Raw genomic sequence first — 17,636 nt, 5'->3', positions numbered from 1 at the left:
GCTTTTAGATCAAGCGGTTGAAAGGCGTATCTGTTGGTCTTGTTGCGTGCTATAAAGGCCCATGCTAGTCGCGCGCGCTTGTCGAAACGGATATGCGGGGTTAGCGCATTCATTTCGACCCAATCAGGGGACCGCCAAAGCGGCAATCAATGTCTGAATCGACGTCACAACCGAAACGGAAACGCAATCGCGTAATCCAGCCTCACGGTTCACGCCAGGAGGGAGGCGCGGTTGCAAAACTGGCTGCTGGTGCGATTGGTATTGTATTCGGTGATATCGGTACCAGCCCGCTCTATGCTTTTCGCGAAACATTTGTTGGTGCGCATCCGCTGGAGCTGGACCGCATTCATGTGCTCGGCGTCGTCAGTCTGATTTTCTGGTCGATGACACTGGTTGTATCGATCCAGTATGTGACGATCCTGATGCGGGCGGATAACAAGGGGCAGGGCGGTAGCCTTGCGCTGGTGGCGTTGCTCTCCAGCGCTTTGCGAAAATCCAAATTTGGCTGGGTTGCGGTATTGCTTGGTGTGTTTGCAACATCGCTTTTTTACGGCGACAGTATGATTACGCCAGCCATTTCAGTTTTGTCCGCGGTCGAGGGTTTGACGGTTGTTCAATCAGGCTTGGCCCCGTTGGTCCTGCCGATTGCCATCGGTTTGCTGGTGTTTCTCTTCATGATCCAGTCGCGAGGGACCGCGAAAATCGGAGCACTTTTCGCTCCGATCATGCTGGTTTATTTTGTCGTGATCGCGGTTTTGGGGATCATTCAAATTGTCGCCCATCCTTCTATTCTGCTCGCGCTTAATCCTTGGTATGCAATACAATTTTTCATAACCGACGGGTTTAAGGCCTTTCTGGCCTTAGGTTCTGTGGTATTGGCGGTGACAGGATCGGAAGCATTGTTTGCGGACATGGGGCATTTTGGCAAGAAACCGATGCGGATAGCGTGGTTCGGTTTTGTGATGCCCGCTTTGCTCTGCAACTATTTTGGACAAGGGGCTATGATACTCGCCCTTGATTCAGCTGGCGCTGCAGAAGCGATCAAAAATCCATTTTTCATATTGGCGCCTGAGTTTCTGAGACTGCCATTGGTGATATTGGCGACCATGGCGACTTTCATTGCCAGTCAGGCCGTGATCTCGGGAGCATTCTCGGTTACCCATCAAGCTATTCAACTGGGCTTCATTCCGCGCTTGACGGTCAAGCATACTAGCGCTTCGGAAGCGGGACAGATCTATATCCCGATCGTTAACTGGACGATCATGATCGCAGTCATATTGCTGGTGCTAACTTTCCAAACATCGAGCAATCTGGCTTCGGCTTATGGTATTGCGGTGACCGGCGCGATGTTCATTGATACCTGCCTGCTGGCGATTGTGGTCTTGACTCTTTGGAAATGGAAATGGTGGTATGCCATGCCATTGGTCGGAATATTCTTCATCGTCGATGGTGCTTACTTCGCTGCTAATCTAACCAAGGTTCCAGATGGTGGCTGGTTCCCGCTGCTTGTTGGTGCGGTTGCATTTCTTTTGCTCACAACCTGGGCCAAGGGACGGAAAATCATGCGGGAAAATATGGCTGAATCTGCGATGCCAATCGAGATTTTTACCAAGTCGGCCAAAAACAGCGCGACGCGGGTTCCCGGAACGGCCATATTCATGGCGTCATCGTCTGCAGGGGTTCCCTCGGCGTTGTTACACAATATCAAACACAATAAAGTTATCCACGAACGGGTCGTGATCCTGACCGTGAACATCCAGGATGTGCCGAGCATACCGCAATCGGAACGGATAGAAGTAAAAGATCTCGGTGATGGCTTTTACCGGCTAATTCTGAACTTTGGATTCATGCAGGAAACCGATGTCCCTGCGGCTCTCAAAAAGGTCAAGGAATGCGGCATGGACTTTGACATGATGACCACCAGCTTCTTCCTGTCACGTCAGACATTGTTGCCATCGGAAAAACCGAAAATGATGGTCTGGCGAGAGAAGATATTCGCGTGGATGCTGCGCAATGCCGCAACCGCGATGGAGTTTTTCAAGCTGCCAAGCAACCGGGTGGTTGAACTTGGCAGTCAGATGGAAATATAAATTGACCTGCGCCCACCACAGCCAAATTATTGTCTGAAAAGCGCAATATTTTGTGGCCTAAGCCCTCATGCTCCACTAGATACCGGACCAACGATTCTCATGCCGAATTAGGGATAACTGCTCTATGCGTATTGCCATCGCTTCTGACCATGCCGCTATTGATATGAAGGCCGCTTTGGTCGAGTGGCTAACCGAGGCCGGGCATGATGTGGACGATTTGGGCCCGATGACTACCGATAGCGTCGATTATCCCGATTATGGTTACAAGCTGGCCAATGCTGTTGCATCCGGCGAGGCGCAGCGCGGTGTTGCTTTATGCGGCTCCGGCATTGGCATATCCATTGCGGTCAATCGCAACCCGGCTTGCCGCTGCGCTTTGGTATCCGAGTCCCTTTCGGCCAGGTTGGCCCGTGAACATAATGATGCCAATGTCATTGCCATGGGCGCCCGTCTGATCGGTATTGAAATCGCAAAAGATTGCCTGAACAATTTCTTGAACACGGAATTTGGCGGCGACCGGCATCAGCGCCGCGTCGATAAGCTTTCCGCCCCAATAGCCGAAGGAGCAGCATCATGAGTAATGTCGCAGATATGCAGGATATTCGCCAAACCGGATTTTTCGATTTTTCGGTTGACGAGAGTGATCCAGCGGTTGCCGGTGCAATTAATGCAGAGATGTCGCGTCAGCAAAACCAGATCGAGCTGATCGCTTCTGAAAATATCGTCTCCAGGGCTGTGTTGCAGGCACAGGGATCGGTGTTCACCAACAAATATGCCGAAGGCTATCCGGGGCGTCGCTATTATCAGGGCTGCGCGCCATCGGATGATGTCGAAACGCTGGCGATCGAGCGGGCGAAACAATTGTTCAACTGCGGCTTTGCCAATGTTCAGCCGCATTCGGGCGCTCAGGCCAATGGTGCTGTTATGCTCGCGCTGACCAAGCCAGGCGATACTATTCTTGGTATGTCGCTGGATGCCGGCGGGCATTTGACCCACGGCGCGAAACCGGCGCAATCGGGCAAATGGTTTAACGCCATTCAATATGGCGTGAACGAAGATGATCACCTGATCAACTATGAAGAAGTCGAAGCGCTTGCCAAAGAGCATCAACCGAAACTGATCATCGCCGGTGGTTCCGCCTATCCGCGCCAGATTGATTTTGCCAAGTTCCGGGCGATTGCCGATGCGGTCGGCGCGATCTTCATGGTCGATATGGCCCATTTCGCTGGACTGGTAGCCGCTGGCTACCATCCCAGCCCGCTGGACTATGCCGATGTGGTTACAACAACGACACATAAAACCTTGCGTGGACCTCGTGGCGGTATGGTGCTGACCAATGACGAAGCCATTGCAAAGAAAATCAATTCGGCGGTTTTTCCCGGCCTGCAGGGCGGTCCGCTGATGCACGTCATCGCGGCCAAAGCGGTGGCATTTGGCGAAGCGTTGCGTCCTGAATTTGCAAGTTACTCCGCCGCTGTCATCGAAAATGCGAAAGTGCTTGCCGCACGCCTGAAAGAGCGCGGCGCTGACGTTGTTGCCGGTGGCACCGATACGCATCTGGCGCTAATTGACCTTTCGCCGCTGGGCATTACGGGACGCGATGCCGATGAAGCGCTCGAACGCGCAGGCATTACCTGCAACAAGAACAGCATTCCCAACGATCCGCAGCCGCCCATGAAAACCAGCGGCATTCGTGTTGGCTCGCCAGCAGGCACTACGCGCGGCTTTGGTCCTGCAGAATTCCAGATGATTGGCGATATGGTCGCCGATGTGCTGGATGGTCTTCGCGAAAAAGGCGAGGACGGTGATCCTGCGGTAGAGGCCGATGTGCGTGAGCGCGTTCAAGCGCTATGCAACCGTTTCCCGATTTACCCAGAATAAGCGAAACCGACTTTATGCGTTGTCCCTTTTGTGCCTATGACGACAGTCAGGTAAAAGATAGCCGGCCTACCGAAGATGGCACGACCATCCGGCGTCGGCGGCAGTGTGAAGGCTGTGGCGCACGTTTCACCACATTTGAACGGATACAGCTTCGCGAGATTACCGTGGTCAAAAGCGAGGACCGCCGCGAGACGTTCGACCGCTCCAAGATTGATTTGTCCGTCTCTTTGGCATGTCGCAAGCGGGGCATTTCGCAAGAAAAGATGGACCAACTTGTCTCGGGCATACAGCGCCAGTTGGAAACCAGCGGCGAGAACGAAATTCCGTCTAAACGCATCGGCGAGATGGTTATGGATGGTCTGAAAGGGCTCGATAGTGTTGCTTATATCCGCTTCGCATCAGTCTATAAGGACTTTACCGAGGCCAAGGATTTCGAAGAATTTGCCGGTAGCGTGAAAGATGTTGCGATCAACGACGCCAACAGCAAATGAGCACCGGCAGGCCGATAATCGTTCTGGTAAAACCGCAACTTGGCGAGAATATCGGTAAAGCAGCGCGCGCGATGCTGAATTTCGGCCTGACCGAGATGCGGATTGTGGATCCTCGTGACGGCTGGCCCAATCCTTCGGCAGGTCCGACAGCAGCGGGCGCCGACAGTGTATTGGAAAAAGCAGAGATTTTTGCAACTACGGCAGAGGCTGTGGCGGATTGCGCCCATGTCTACGCGACCACGGTCCGAAAGCGCGGCATGACCAAAGAGGTTCTGACACCGGCAGAAGCTGCGGATGATATGGCATCGGCTAGCGGCAAGTGCGCGATATTATTTGGCCCTGAACGCTCGGGCCTGGAAATTGGTGATGTCGAGCTTTCCCGTAAAATCATCACCGTGCCGATCAATCCCGAATTCGGGTCTCTCAATCTGGCGCAAGCGGTTATCTTGGTGGCTTATGAGCTGTCGAAGATGGAAAATGCCGGAACCGTGCAGCCGACAGTAGAGAAAAAGAAGCGGGAACCCGCTCCGCAAATCGAACTTGATCGCTTTTATGAGCATTTGGAACGGGCGCTGGAGGGAAGTGGGTATTTCTTTCCACCGGACCGTGCGCCAGCGACCAAGGTGACTCTCCGCAATATGATCACCAAACCGGCGTGGACCAATGAAGAAGTGCAGACCTGGCGCGGCGTTATCAGCGCTCTGGAAAAACCGTTTGTCAAAAAATAAGTTTTTGACCGATCAGCTGTCTCTCAGCTGATCCCATTTTTCGAGCTCATAGCTGATTGAGGTTTCGATCAGCATTTCCCATATCGCCGCCATGGCCGGGACCGGAATACCAGCGTCGCTGGCAAGCTGTTTCACATGGCTTAAAACCTCAGCTTTCCGGCCCTCGTCACGCACTGTTGCCCGATCCTGTTTGATCCGTGCCGCAGCGTCCATGCAGGCGAAGCGGTGTTTCATCAGGGCGATAAGTTCGCCATCAATCCGGTCCACTTGTTCGCGGACATCTTTCATGGTTTCCATAGGCGGAAGTTTGGTCATTTCTGTCATGTCAGCGCCTTTAATCATTGCGATCGCTCAAGTCGAGCAATGATGGGGATTTTTGCGTGATTTTTGGGCTTGCAGATGCTTGACAATCGCCCGTTAGATCGTCATAGGCCGCGTCTTGCAATTGGCTCCGCACCCCGGTGAAGCGGTAGCCGCGTTAATCCAGACGGATTTTCGGTGCATTCCGGGACGAATATAAACAGCAAATTAGGAGTCATTGATATGACCAAACGTACCAGCTCGAAATATAAACTTGATCGCCGCATGGGCGAGAATATCTGGGGCCGCCCCAAATCACCTGTCAATCGCCGCGATTATGGTCCCGGTCAGCACGGTCAGCGCCGCAAAGGCAAGCTTTCCGACTACGGCATTCAGCTGCGCGCCAAGCAGAAGCTGAAAGGCTATTATGGCGACGTGACCGAGAAACAGTTCAAGCGCGCTTACAAAGAAGCATCAAGCATGAAAGGCGATACCAGCCAGAACCTTATCGGCCTGCTGGAGCAGCGTCTGGATATGGTCGTATACCGCGCCAAATTCACGCCGACGATTTTTTCTGCCCGTCAGCTCGTCAGCCACGGCCACATTCGCGTCAACGGCGTGAAATGTAACGTTGCTTCACGCAAAGTGCAGCCTGGTGACGTTGTTTCCCTGAGCGACAAGGCTAAGGAAATGTTGCTGGTTATCGAAGCGCAGAGCCTACCAGAGCGCGACATTCCAGAATATGTCACGCCAGACGGCACCGACAAAGTCACCTATGTTCGCGTACCAACGCTGGACGAAGTGCCTTACCCGGTAACAATGGAACCAAACCTGGTCGTCGAGTTTTACTCACGCTAATTGGTTTTATCAGAATTTTTCAAAAGGCGGCCGTTCACGGTCGCCTTTTTTGTTTGCGCTATTGGCAAAGGCTTGCACCATATCAAGGACACTGCCAGTAGTGACAACAGAAATCAGTTTGATGCTAATAATTGGATGAGGACCCGAAAATGCAAAAGAAATGGCTTTCCCTGGCGTTGATACCGGCGCTGGCTTTGACAGCATGTAAGAAAGTGGACGACCCGGAGAATTTGGCGCCGTTGCCTGAAGTGGCTGCACCGGAATTGTCGCTTGATACGATGCGCGATATCACGCGGGAGCTCTCTTCCGACGCGTTTGAAGGGCGCGCGCCGGGCACTGTTGGGGAAGAAAAGACGCTGGCCCTGCTGACCAAGGAATTTGCAGAAGCAGGCATCGAACCTGGCAATGGCGATAGCTGGTTTCAGGATGTGCCGCTTGTCGAGATTGAAGCCAAGAACGTGTCCGACCTGACGATCAAGGGCGGCTCGGGTGACATGAGCTTCAAATATGGTCCTGAAATGGTCATCACATCCTATCAGGAACAGCCGAAAATCGATGTCGCGGATAGCGAACTGGTCTTTGTCGGTTACGGCATCAACGCGCCCGAGCGCGAGTGGAACGATTATGAAGGCGTCGATGTCAAAGGAAAAACCGTCGTCATTCTGGTGAATGATCCGGACTTTGGGACAGAAAGCCTGGAAGGCGAATTTGGCGGTCGGGCGATGACCTATTACGGGCGCTGGACCTACAAATATGAAGAAGCGGCGCGTCAGGGCGCGGCTGCAGCACTGATCATTCATGATACGGCGCCAGCGGCTTATGGCTGGAATGTAGTGGAATCCAGCTGGAGCGGCCCGCAATTTTATGCGCAGTCAGCCAATGGCGGAGCGGACCAAACCAAAGCAAACGGCTGGGTACAGAAAGATGTGGCAGCAAAGATTTTTGCGAGCGCCGGACAGGATCTGGAAGCGATGATGGCCGCTGCGAAGAACAAGGACTTTAAAGCGGTGCCGCTGGGCCTGACGGCTTCGATGTCGTTTGAAAATGATATTAGCAAGATGAACAGCAAAAATGTCATCGGCATGATCAAGGGCAAAACGCGGCCCGATGAATATGTGCTCTATACTGCGCATTGGGATCATCTGGGTCGCTGCAAGCCAGCACCGGATGGTGATGATATTTGCAACGGTGCTGTCGACAATGCGACCGGAACCGCCGCCTTGGTCGCTTTGGCCGAAGCGCATGTAAAGGCTGGCGCACCGGATCGCAGTATCATCTTCCTTGCTGTGACAGCGGAAGAATCCGGCTTGCTCGGTTCGAAATATTATGCCGAAAACCCAATCTATCCGCTCAACAAGACGGTTGGCGGTGTGAACATGGATGCCTTTGGTATGGCTGGCCCTGCGAAAAACGTCGTGGTTGTTGGTAAAGGCAAGTCTCAACTGGATCGCTATCTGGAAGGTGCATTAACCGTGGATGGGCGGATTGCCGAGGCCGAGCCGACGCCGGAGAAAGGCTTTTACTATCGCTCCGATCATTTCAGCTTCGCCAAGCTGGGCGTGCCGATGATCTATTTTGAAGGTGGTGAAGATCTTGTCGAAGGTGGCCGCGAAGCCGGAGAAGCGATCAGTCAGGACTATACCGAAAACAAGTATCATGGACCAAAGGACGAATTTAATCCGGACTGGAACTGGGACGGCGTCATGGGTGATTTGAAGGTCTATTATACCGTCGCCAGAATGCTTGCGATGACTGAAGACTGGCCCAACTGGAATGACGGCGACGAATTTCGCGACATTCGCGACAAGAGTCGCGCCGGGGCCTGATCGCTAGTTTCTTGTACTGACGATGAGATGGCCAGCCGAATGGGAGCCGCATGAAGCGGTCTGGATCGGCTTTCCCGGCAACCCAGAGGAATGGCCTGAGCAATTGGCGGAGGCGCAGCTTGAAGTTGCCGCTTTCGCCAATGCTGTTTGCGATGATGGTCATGGCGAACGCGTGATACTCGTTTGCCGGAATCAAACGGATGCCAATGGCGCGAGGGTGCTGGTTAATGCCGCCGTTCAAATCGTCATAGAGCCATTTGGCGATATTTGGTTGCGGGACACCGGCCCGATAATCACTCGGGGTGATCACGGTCGTACCGCTCATGTTTTTGGCTTCAATGGCTGGGGCGGTAAGTTTGAGATGGCCGGTGATCAGGACATAGGTTCGCGTCTTGCCCGATCCTGGAATCTGTCTGCGCATGACCATGATTGGGTGCTGGAAGGCGGTGCGATTGACGGTGATGGCCAGGGCCTATTGCTGACGACCGAGCAATGTGTCCTCAATAGCAATCGCAACACGGACATGACCCGGAAACGGGTTGAAACAGGCCTCAGTGATGCCTTGCAGGTCAGTACAATCTGCTGGCTGGGCAATGGCTTGATGGCTGATCATACTGATGGTCATGTTGATAATTTGGCCCGTTTTGTAGGTGTAGGTAAGGTCGTGATCCCAAAGGCGGATGAAGCCGATGATCCGAATAGCGCAATATTTGAAGATGCTGCGCGGCGGGCAGCGGCAGAGGGCCTGGAAATTGTCCGGATATCTTCGGTTGGAAAATATACAGTTGATGGCACCATTGCACCGGCCAGCTATATGAACTTCTATATTGGCAATAATGCTGTGGCTGTACCGCAATATGGTGCCAAAAATGACAACCGCGCGATAACCGAAATTGCTTCGCTATTCCCGGATCGCAAAATTGTCGGCCTTTCCAGTGTGGCATTATTGCGCGGTGGTGGCAGTTTCCACTGCATTTCGCAGCAGATCCCGATAGCCTAGTTTTGTAACCTTTGTGGTAGGTTAGCGAACTATGCTTGGGGGAAGCAAAATGCTATTCCATAGATATGATTTAGGGGATGCTGGATGGCTGACGGAATCTTGAGCGTTTTGAGCACGCTTACTTATCTACTGGTATTCTTGCTGGGCCTCGGACTGGCCGGTGTGATCGTCCTTTTCTTCATCGACGTCACGCAGAAACAAGATGCCGTGCGGCGCAACTATCCGGTCATTGGCCGCTTCCGCCATTTGTTCAGCAGCCTGGGCGAATTTTTCCGGCAATATTTCTTTGCCATGGACCGCGAGGAAATGCCGTTCAACCGGGCGGAACGGGAATGGGTCGGTCGCGCGGCCAAAGGCAAAGGGAATACCATCGCTTTTGGTTCCACCAAGAATCTCGATCCTGCGGGGACGCCAATTTTTGTCAATTGCCCGTTTCCAACTTTGGAAAAAGATGCCGCCGAAACAGCAAGCTGCACATTGGGTCCTTATTGCGAAAAACCTTATGAGGCCAAATCGCTGTTCAACATCTCCGCGATGAGTTTTGGCGCTCTGTCGGTGCCCGCTGTTCAGGCGCTGTCTCACGGGGCCAAGATGGCCGGATGCTGGATGAACACCGGGGAGGGCGGCTTGTCGCCTTATCACCTCGAAGGAGGGTGCGACATTGTCTTTCAGATCGGCACGGCCAAATATGGTGTCCGTAATGACGATGGCAGCCTGAATGACGACAAGTTACGCGCCATTGCGGATCACGAGCAAGTGCGGATGTTCGAAATCAAAATGTCGCAGGGCGCAAAACCGGGCAAAGGCGGGATATTGCCAGCGGAAAAGGTGACCGAAGTCATAGCGAAGGTGCGAGGGATCCCGGAGGGTGAAGCCTCGATTTCCCCCAATCGGCATCCCGAAATCAACAGCGTAAGCGACATGCTGGATTTTATCGACCATGTCCGCACCGTCACCGGCAAGCCGACTGGTATCAAGGCCGTTGTCGGCGCCTATGGTTGGCTGGTCGAGCTTTGCGAAGAAATCCATCGGCGCGGCATTGAAAGCGCGCCTGATTTCTTCACGCTTGATGGCGGTGATGGCGGAACGGGCGCCGCACCGATGCCCTTGATGGACAATGTCGGATTACAGCTCGATGAAAGCCTGCCAATGCTGTCCGATATTTTGCACCAATATGACCTGCGCGAGCGTATCCGGATCATTGCTTCTGGCAAACGGATCACACCGGTTGATGTCGCATGGGCCATTTGTGCGGGCGCAGATTTTGTCAACAGCGCGCGCGGCTTCATGTTCTCGCTGGGTTGCATCCAATCCTTGAAATGCAACAAGAACACCTGCCCGACGGGTATCACGACTCATAATCCGCGCCTCCAGCGGGGGCTGGATCCATCGGACAAGAAAGTGAAAGTCGCTAATTACTGCAAAAATCTCGTCCATGAAGTCGAAGTGATTGCGCATAGCTGCGGCGTTGATGAGCCCCGTCAACTGGGCCGCAAACATGTCCGGATCGTACAGGATAGCGGCAAGTCTGTGCCACTGGATGAAATCTATCCGCGGCCGGAGGTTTTGAAGAAATTCAAGGTGATAGAAGGCATCTCTGGATAAACTGCTTTGCATGACCGTGCACCTGATTTATGTGCTCTGTCAGAGAGATACTCCCCAACTGAAAGGCCTGAATAAATGACAAAGAAGCTTCTATTCGCTGGCGTCGCAACCGCATTATTGGCAACGGCAGGAGTGCCGGTGCTGGCTAAAGATAATGCAAAAGATAGCGCGATGCACAGTGATGCTAACTTGACGGCGGTCATCAACCATGACCGGCGCAAGGATGACAAGGCCCGCGACGTCTATCGTAACCCAGCAGAGACATTGGCATTTTTTCAGGTCGAGCCGACACATATAGTGGCCGAATATGGCCCGGGCGGAGGCTGGTACACGCGGATATTGTTGCCCTATCTCAGCGGCAATGGAAAATATATCGCAGTCAATGGCAATAGCGACAGCATCAACTTTACCAGCCGTGCCCGGGAAGGGCGCTCAAAAAGTTGGCCCGAGCGTTTTCCTGATATAGCATCAGGATGGACAGGTGTACCGGCCGATCAAATAGCCGCTTTTGAAAGCGATGAAGTGCCGGACGAAATGAAAGGCAAGATTGACCGCATCCTGATATTCCGTTCCATGCATGGCATGCTCAACGGCGCGCGATCGGATTCCGAACTGCAGGCGCTGCGCGAAATTTTGGCTGACGACGGGATGATCGGTATCGTCCAGCATCGCGCCAACGAAGATGCGACCTATGCCATGTCGAAAGGGACAAAAGGCTATTTGAAGCAAAGCGCGGTAATCGCCTTGTTTGAATTAAATGGTTTTGAGCTGGTGGATTCGTCTGAAATCAATGCCAATCCGAAGGATACGAAAGACTATGAAAAAGGTGTCTGGACCCTGCCGCCTGTGCTGACCAACAAGGATCAAGACAGAGCCAGATATCAAGCGATCGGTGAATCGGACAGGATGACCCTGTTGTTCAAAAAACGACCTTAGTTTGGCAGGGATTAGAAATCAGGCTAGTCACTGACATTCGGACGAGGACGAATGAAAGGAATGATGATGAAAATGAAATTGATGATTGGCGCGCTGACCGCCGTTGGAGTGGTTGCCTCGGCGCCCGTTTCTGCAAAACATCATGAAGAGGATGGAATGGCGCATAGCGACACCAATCTGCGGACCATCATGATGCATGAGCGCCGGGCAGAAGACAAAGCGCGGGACAAGTATCGCCATCCGACCCAGACGATCAATTTCTTTGGCATAGAGCCCAGTCACACGGTCGTCGAATATGTGCCTGGCGGCGGTTGGTATACACGGATATTGGCTCCTTATGTTGCTGAGAAAGGCAAGTATATCGGACTGACCTTTGCACCGGATCCCTTGCCATTCGGGGACGAGGCAAAAGAGCGTATTCGCGGCTTCCCAACCAAATTTCCCACTGATGTCGCCGAATGGACCAGTATGCCGGCCGCGAAATTTGCTGCCTACACTACCGACATGGTTCCTGAAGAGGCCAATGGTACCGCAGATTACGTTATAATTCCGCGGATGATGCACAACCTGATGCGCTGGAACCTGGCGGACAGCGAAATCAAGGTGATGCGTAATATGCTGAAAGACGGCGGCATGGTTGGCATCATTCAGCACCGTGCAAAAGACGGCACACCATTTAGTTATGCAGATGGTAATAAGGGCTATTTGCGCACCGATACCGTGGTGAAATTCATGGAAGCGCATGGCTTTGAACTGGTCAAGCAGTCCGAAGTCAACGCGAACCCCAAGGACACTGCGGATTACCCCAAAGGTGTCTGGACCCTCCCACCACGCTACGCGGAAGGGGAAACGGACAAAGCCAAATATACTGAGATCGGTGAATCGGACCGCATGACTTTGCTGTTCAAAAAGCTGCCATGACGTCATGTTGAACTATGGGTGAGTTCGCCGTTCGGGCGATAGTTTCGGGCGTGATTGTGGCAATCGTTGCGATCATTGCCCGACGCTATCCTGCCATGGGCGCACTGATCGCGTCGCTGCCGCTGATTTCTATATTGGCGGTGATCTGGCTATGGCGGGACACCGGCGATACGGAGCTGCTCGCCGGGCATGTGCAGGCGACTTTCTTCTATGTCATTCCCAGCCTGCCCATGTTTCTTGTCATCCCAATCATGCTGCGGCAGGGCATAAATTTCTGGGCCTCGCTGTCGGCCGGTATATTGGTCACGATAATCCTGTATATCGCGACAATTCCGATTGCAGCCCGTTTTGGCATAAAGCTATGAGCGCATCATGACACAGAATATTACGGTTGCCGCCTTGCAGCTGTCCTTGAGCGGCAGTGAAATGGAAAATATCGAAGCGGTGAGCGCGCATGTGGCTGAAGCAGCAGAGCAGGGCGCTCAGATCATATTGCCGCCGGAACTTTTTGCTGGTCCCTATTTCTGCAAGACCGAAGACGAAGCGTTGTTTGCGCTCGCCAAACCAGCGCAAGACAGCGCACCGGTTAAGGCCATGCAAAAACTGGCAAAGAGTTTGGGCGTAGCGATCCCGGCCAGTTTCTTCGAACGGGATGGCCAGCATTATTATAACAGCATCGCGATGATCGATCCGGACGGTGAAGTCATGGGCGTCTATCGCAAAAGCCATATTCCCGATGGTCCGGGCTATGAAGAAAAATTCTATTTCCGCCCCGGCAATAGCGGTTTTAAGACTTGGGATGTTTGTGGAACGACGATCGGTGTCGGGATATGCTGGGACCAATGGTATCCCGAAACAGCGCGGGCAATGGCGCTGATGGGTGCGGAAATCCTGTTCTATCCGACTGCTATCGGATCAGAGCCCTATGATGCCGACCTAGATACCAGCCGGATGTGGAGGCGCGCCATGCAGGGCCATGCGGTGAGCAATTGTATGCCCGTTATTGCGAGCAATCGTATTGGCGAAGAAGAAGGGCAGAGCTTCTATGGCCATAGCTTCATTGCCAATGAATGGGGTGATTTGGTGCTGGAATATGGCGCGGAAGAAAGTGGCGTATTGGTGGCGACATTTGATCTGGAGCAGGCGCGCAAGCACCGAGCAGGCATGGGCTTTTTCCGCGATCGCCGGCCGGAGCTTTACGGTCGGTTGGTTGAGGATCGCTAGCGAAGAGCCATAGCCCGTTCAAAAGCCGCTTCAAACATCTCCGCCGTCAGTCGCCCCGTGTTCACATTATATCTACTACAATGATAGCTATCTATCAGTATGCGGTCATCGGGTAAGTGATGCTCCGCCCCATGCGTGAATTTATGGTCAGCCAGTCTGCCACCTGTCATTCGGATAACGCTGTCATGAGCGATTTTGCCTAGGGCCAGCATGACCTTCAGATTGGGCAAGCCATCCAAAGCCTTGGTCATGTAGGGACGGCAATTGTTGATCTCTGCGCCATTGGGTTTGTTCTCTGGGGGCAGGCATTTGACGGCGTTGAGGATAACCGCACCGCTAAGGGTCACACCATCATCGGTGCGGGATTGAAAAATGCCATTCGACAACCCCACCTTGTCCAGTGTCGCAAAAAGCAAATCACCGGATGCATCGCCGGTAAATGGTCGACCGGTGCGGTTTGCGCCTTCCTTACCAGGCGCTAGGCCGATAATGGCAAGCCACGCATCGGGATCGCCAAAGGCGGGGACCGGTGCGTTCCACCAGTCATCATGCTGTTTACGAAGCGATTTGCGCAAGGTAACCAGGCGTGGACAGCGACGGCAGTTTTTCGGTGCTTCGGCAAAAGGAAGGGGACTGTGATCGCTCATAGCCCCCGCCTAAAATCATTTGGACATTACGTCCAGTAAAGGACTGAAAGATCAGTCTTTCAATTCTGCCGGAACGATGCCGCCATTGGCTGCGATTTCCGACATGACGCGCTTGTGCAGAGCGATATTGTCTTCTGCGGATCCGCTATAGCTGGCGTTGCCCAGTTCCTGTGCCAGTGCTTTGCGGTTCTCGTAGCTCGCATCAATCTGTACGAGTTTCATCAGATCGACAATTGATGTGCGCCAGTTCAGCTTGTCTGATCCGGGGATATTGTCCAACCGTGCGGTAACGTCGACTTCGGTTATGGCTGCGCGCGCCGCTGGCGCTGATTCTGCTGCGGGGGCCGCTGCAGGTTCGGCCGCTTTTGCTTCGCCGCCAAAAATGGCGCTCTTAATTTTTCCAAATATGCTCATGTTTTGCTCCTCTTTATTTGCTTTTTAGGCATTTTGCTTTGCCCTTGGTTTCTTTCTTCGGTGCTTCGCGTTGCGGAGTCAAATGCCAGATACTGTTTTTTGGACTTTCTGCGCTTTCCATGAGTGTAAACACTGGTAAACCTTTCCGAATGGGCGTTTTGAGAGAAAAATTATGCTAGACCGGGGTTAAGAAGAGAATCAATCAAAAGGCTTGTGGAGCCAAAAGGAGACGGGTGATGAGTATATTGGATATGTTGCAACAGTCCGGCGGAATCGAGACAATGGCTCGCGAATTGGGTATAAACGAAAGCGTTGCCCAGGCCGGCGCAGCGGCTTTGCTTCCGTCAATTTTAGGTGGTTTCAAAAAGACAACCCAGGCTCAACCTGGCGGTCTTGAAGGCTTGGGCGGGTTGCTCGGCCAACTGGGCGGCGGCGGGCTGCTCGACAGCGTGCTTGCTCCTCAACCTACACCGGTGAACCAAGGGAACGAAATCCTCGGCCAGATTTTCGGATCAAAAGAAGTCAGCCGCACAGTTGCCGCTGGAGCAGAGCAACAAACCGGTATCAGCGGGGACTTGCTGAAGAAAATGCTTCCCATCGTTGCGATGATGGTTGCCGGTTATATGGCCAAGCAGGGTAGTGGCGATAGTGGCAATGGCGGCGGATTGGGCGGCCTGATTGGCGGCCTGCTCGGCGGCGGCTCCAGCGCATCGTCTGGAGGCCTTGGCGGATTGGCATCATTGCTGGATATGGACGGAGACGGCAATCCGCTAGATGACATAATTGGTATGGCTGGCAAGCTGACCCGCTAAACGCAAAAATAACACAGGAGAAGAGAGATGGGACTTTTGGATCGTGCACTGGGCATGTTGCCTGACAATGTAAATCTGGACAGCTTGGCGGAAAAGGTCGGAATGACAGCCGATGAGCTGAAATCAGGCGGCGAGGCGCTTTTTACGAAGTTGCAGGATAGCAGCGTCGACAAGGCAACCGCAATCAAGGAGGCGGCAGCAGAAGCTGGCGTAGATGCAGAAAAGCTCAAAGGACTGATGCCCGCGATGGCTGAAAAAGCCGGTCTGGACGGCGAAGGCGGCCTGATGGACAAGCTTGGCGGCGAGAACGGCATCCTTGGCAAAGTCGGCGGTTTTCTGGACCGTGACGGTGACGGCAATCCGTTGAACGATATTACCGACATGGCCAAGGGATTCTTTAAGAAATAGACTACAGCTTAACGAGACAAAACCTTAACGGGACAAGTTAGCGGTTCTGGTCCTCCAGCGCTTCGAGTTGGAGGACACCGCCTTCCACAGCCGTAACCCGGGCGGTGGTTCCCTTTTTCATATCCGGTCCCTTTGCCGGCCATTCGCCATCGGCAACTTTTGCGCGGCCGCTGGTCGCACTGATCGCCTCGACAACCGTAACCGTTTGGCCGACAAGCCGTGCGGACCGGTCATTGAGCAACGGGTCTTCGCTTTCAACCTGATTGGTCAGATACCAGCGGCGGCCAAAGAAAACCGATGCCAGCGAGAGTAAGCCGAACAGGGTGAATTGACCGGCGACGGTGATGTCGATGAACATCGCAACAAAGCCGGTCACTGCGGCAGCAGCGGCCAGCCAGATAAGAAACACGCCGGGCACCAAGATCTCGCCAATGCCCAATAAGAGGGCGATTATCAGCCAGTGATAATGCGATTCCAGTGACATTATCTGTTCAATGATATCCATATTTGCTCGCCTTACTGCTCAAAGGGACCTTTTCGGCGGGGCGGCGGCGGAGTAATCGCGCCGCCATTTTCGCCGAGTGCTTCTTTGGCCAGTTCGCCTATGCCGCCCAGGGTGCCGATAAGCTGTGTCGCTTCAACAGGGAACAGGATTGTTTTGGCATTGGGTGAAGTGGCGAATTTCTCAACCGCTTTGACATAGTCCTGCGCGACGAAATAGTTGATCGCCTGAGCATTCCCGTTTGCGATCGCCTCGGACACCATTTTTGTGGCCTTTGCTTCCGCTTCTGCTTCACGCTCACGCGCCTCCGCATCTCGAAAAGCGGCCTCCTTGCGCCCTTCTGCCTGCAAGATTTGTCCTTGCTTCTCACCCTCCGAACGCAAAATTTCGGAAGCGCGAGCACCCTCGGCATCCAGAATATTGGCGCGTTTTTCGCGCTCCGCTTTCATCTGCCGGGCCATGGCGTTCACAATATCCTGTGGCGGCCGGATATCCTTGATCTCGACGCGGGTGATCTTGATTCCCCAAGGAGTCGTTGCATCATCAATTACGGTGAGGAGGCGCGCGTTGATTTCGTCGCGCTTGGATAGCGTTTCATCCAGATCCATCGAACCCATCACGGTCCGTAGGTTGGTGGTCACCAGATTGAGGATCGCGTTGTAGAGGTCGTTCACCTCATAGGCAGCTTTGGCGGCTTCCAATACCTGAAAGAAGACGACGCCGTCGGTGGAGATCATCGCATTGTCTTTGGTGATGATTTCTTGGCCCGGTATGTCGAGCACTTGCTCCATCATATTGACCTTGCGGCCGACACGATAGAAAAAAGCCGGATAGAAGTTGAAGCCCGGCTTTGCGATGGCGGTGAAGCGGCCAAAATATTCGATCGTATATTCGAAGCCCTGACGAACAATCTTGATACTCGCGCCGAGATATATAATCACCAACAGGAAGAAGAAAAATGCGGCTGTGAATTCCATCTGTGAAGACCTCCAA

Annotated in this window: 20 protein-coding genes; 15 read left to right on the top strand and 5 right to left on the bottom strand. The window is 53.4% G+C overall.

Going from position 1 to position 17,636, the window contains the following annotated elements:
* Positions 1 to 149 precede the first annotated feature (149 nt).
* The 5 genes from ACO6S1_RS18750 (at position 150) to ACO6S1_RS18730 (ending at position 5,190) form a co-directional block, all read left to right on the top strand.
* Positions 150 to 2,090: a potassium transporter Kup gene (locus ACO6S1_RS18750; protein ID WP_422344059.1), complete on the top strand. Its 1,941-nt coding sequence runs from the start codon at positions 150 to 152 to the stop codon at positions 2,088 to 2,090.
* Between the two features lie 124 nt (positions 2,091 to 2,214).
* The gene (rpiB, locus tag ACO6S1_RS18745) at positions 2,215 to 2,667 is read left to right on the top strand and encodes a ribose 5-phosphate isomerase B (protein WP_422344058.1); all 453 of its coding nucleotides are present in this window, start codon (positions 2,215 to 2,217) and stop codon (positions 2,665 to 2,667) included.
* Complete coding sequence (gene glyA, locus ACO6S1_RS18740; protein ID WP_422346242.1) at positions 2,661 to 3,971, top strand: serine hydroxymethyltransferase; 1,311 nt, start codon at positions 2,661 to 2,663, stop codon at positions 3,969 to 3,971. Before rpiB ends, glyA begins: the two co-directional genes overlap by 7 nt.
* A gap of 14 nt (positions 3,972 to 3,985) precedes the next feature.
* Positions 3,986 to 4,462, top strand: a complete 477-nt coding sequence (gene nrdR, locus ACO6S1_RS18735; RefSeq protein WP_422344057.1) for a transcriptional regulator NrdR — start codon at positions 3,986 to 3,988, stop codon at positions 4,460 to 4,462.
* Positions 4,459 to 5,190, top strand: a complete 732-nt coding sequence (locus ACO6S1_RS18730; protein WP_422344056.1) for an RNA methyltransferase — start codon at positions 4,459 to 4,461, stop codon at positions 5,188 to 5,190. Before nrdR ends, ACO6S1_RS18730 begins: the two co-directional genes overlap by 4 nt.
* A gap of 12 nt (positions 5,191 to 5,202) precedes the next feature.
* Here ACO6S1_RS18730 and ACO6S1_RS18725 read toward each other — a convergent pair whose 3' ends face one another.
* Positions 5,203 to 5,514 (bottom strand): chorismate mutase, encoded by a 312-nt coding sequence (locus ACO6S1_RS18725; protein WP_422344055.1) that lies wholly within the window; start codon positions 5,512 to 5,514, stop codon positions 5,203 to 5,205.
* A gap of 219 nt (positions 5,515 to 5,733) precedes the next feature.
* On the opposite strand from ACO6S1_RS18725, the gene rpsD reads away from it, so the two are divergent.
* The 8 genes from rpsD (at position 5,734) to aguB (ending at position 13,860) form a co-directional block, all read left to right on the top strand.
* Complete coding sequence (gene rpsD / locus ACO6S1_RS18720; RefSeq protein WP_422344054.1) at positions 5,734 to 6,348, top strand: 30S ribosomal protein S4; 615 nt, start codon at positions 5,734 to 5,736, stop codon at positions 6,346 to 6,348.
* Positions 6,349 to 6,497: 149 nt separating this feature from the next.
* Positions 6,498 to 8,174: a M28 family metallopeptidase gene (locus tag ACO6S1_RS18715; protein WP_422344053.1), complete on the top strand. Its 1,677-nt coding sequence runs from the start codon at positions 6,498 to 6,500 to the stop codon at positions 8,172 to 8,174.
* Positions 8,175 to 8,190: 16 nt separating this feature from the next.
* Positions 8,191 to 9,174 (top strand): agmatine deiminase family protein, encoded by a 984-nt coding sequence (locus ACO6S1_RS18710; protein WP_422346241.1) that lies wholly within the window; start codon positions 8,191 to 8,193, stop codon positions 9,172 to 9,174.
* Between the two features lie 84 nt (positions 9,175 to 9,258).
* Positions 9,259 to 10,779, top strand: a complete 1,521-nt coding sequence (locus ACO6S1_RS18705; RefSeq protein WP_422344052.1) for an FMN-binding glutamate synthase family protein — start codon at positions 9,259 to 9,261, stop codon at positions 10,777 to 10,779.
* A gap of 75 nt (positions 10,780 to 10,854) precedes the next feature.
* Positions 10,855 to 11,715: a class I SAM-dependent methyltransferase gene (locus ACO6S1_RS18700; RefSeq protein WP_422344051.1), complete on the top strand. Its 861-nt coding sequence runs from the start codon at positions 10,855 to 10,857 to the stop codon at positions 11,713 to 11,715.
* Between the two features lie 72 nt (positions 11,716 to 11,787).
* Positions 11,788 to 12,636, top strand: a complete 849-nt coding sequence (locus ACO6S1_RS18695; protein ID WP_422344050.1) for a class I SAM-dependent methyltransferase — start codon at positions 11,788 to 11,790, stop codon at positions 12,634 to 12,636.
* A gap of 14 nt (positions 12,637 to 12,650) precedes the next feature.
* On the top strand, positions 12,651 to 13,001 hold the full coding sequence (locus ACO6S1_RS18690; RefSeq protein ID WP_422344049.1) for a DUF3147 family protein: 351 nt from the start codon (positions 12,651 to 12,653) through the stop codon (positions 12,999 to 13,001).
* A 7-nt stretch (positions 13,002 to 13,008) separates the two neighbouring features.
* The gene (gene aguB, locus ACO6S1_RS18685; RefSeq protein WP_422344048.1) at positions 13,009 to 13,860 is read left to right on the top strand and encodes an N-carbamoylputrescine amidase; all 852 of its coding nucleotides are present in this window, start codon (positions 13,009 to 13,011) and stop codon (positions 13,858 to 13,860) included.
* Here the strand turns inward: aguB and ACO6S1_RS18680 are convergent.
* Together ACO6S1_RS18680 and ACO6S1_RS18675 are read right to left on the bottom strand one after the other, a co-directional pair.
* A complete protein-coding gene (locus ACO6S1_RS18680; protein ID WP_422344047.1) occupies positions 13,857 to 14,507 on the bottom strand; it encodes a uracil-DNA glycosylase in 651 nt (216 codons plus the stop codon). The two genes, aguB and ACO6S1_RS18680, sit on opposite strands and share 4 nt — an antisense overlap.
* Positions 14,508 to 14,558: 51 nt before the next feature.
* Positions 14,559 to 14,921, bottom strand: coding sequence for a DUF3597 domain-containing protein (locus ACO6S1_RS18675; RefSeq protein WP_422344046.1), 363 nt, complete (start codon positions 14,919 to 14,921; stop codon positions 14,559 to 14,561).
* Positions 14,922 to 15,157: 236 nt separating this feature from the next.
* Here ACO6S1_RS18675 and ACO6S1_RS18670 point away from each other — a divergent pair, with 236 nt between their 5' ends.
* Together ACO6S1_RS18670 and ACO6S1_RS18665 are read left to right on the top strand one after the other, a co-directional pair.
* On the top strand, positions 15,158 to 15,733 hold the full coding sequence (locus tag ACO6S1_RS18670; RefSeq protein WP_422344045.1) for a DUF937 domain-containing protein: 576 nt from the start codon (positions 15,158 to 15,160) through the stop codon (positions 15,731 to 15,733).
* 27 nt (positions 15,734 to 15,760) lie between these two features.
* Positions 15,761 to 16,141: a hypothetical protein gene (locus tag ACO6S1_RS18665; RefSeq protein WP_422344044.1), complete on the top strand. Its 381-nt coding sequence runs from the start codon at positions 15,761 to 15,763 to the stop codon at positions 16,139 to 16,141.
* A gap of 37 nt (positions 16,142 to 16,178) precedes the next feature.
* Here ACO6S1_RS18665 and ACO6S1_RS18660 read toward each other — a convergent pair whose 3' ends face one another.
* Both ACO6S1_RS18660 and ACO6S1_RS18655 read right to left on the bottom strand, forming a co-directional pair.
* Entirely contained in the window at positions 16,179 to 16,646 is a 468-nt protein-coding gene (locus ACO6S1_RS18660) for an NfeD family protein (protein ID WP_422344043.1), read from the bottom strand.
* A gap of 11 nt (positions 16,647 to 16,657) precedes the next feature.
* Complete coding sequence (locus tag ACO6S1_RS18655; RefSeq protein WP_422344042.1) at positions 16,658 to 17,620, bottom strand: SPFH domain-containing protein; 963 nt, start codon at positions 17,618 to 17,620, stop codon at positions 16,658 to 16,660.
* Between the last annotated feature and the right edge of the window lie 16 nt (positions 17,621 to 17,636).

The sequence above is a fragment of the Parasphingorhabdus sp. genome (genome assembly GCF_965233695.1).
In the GTDB taxonomy this organism is placed as follows: Bacteria; Pseudomonadota; Alphaproteobacteria; order Sphingomonadales; family Sphingomonadaceae; genus Parasphingorhabdus.
The sequence above is the reverse complement of the archived record's forward strand: the minus strand, read 5'-3'. Positions and strand labels throughout refer to the sequence as shown.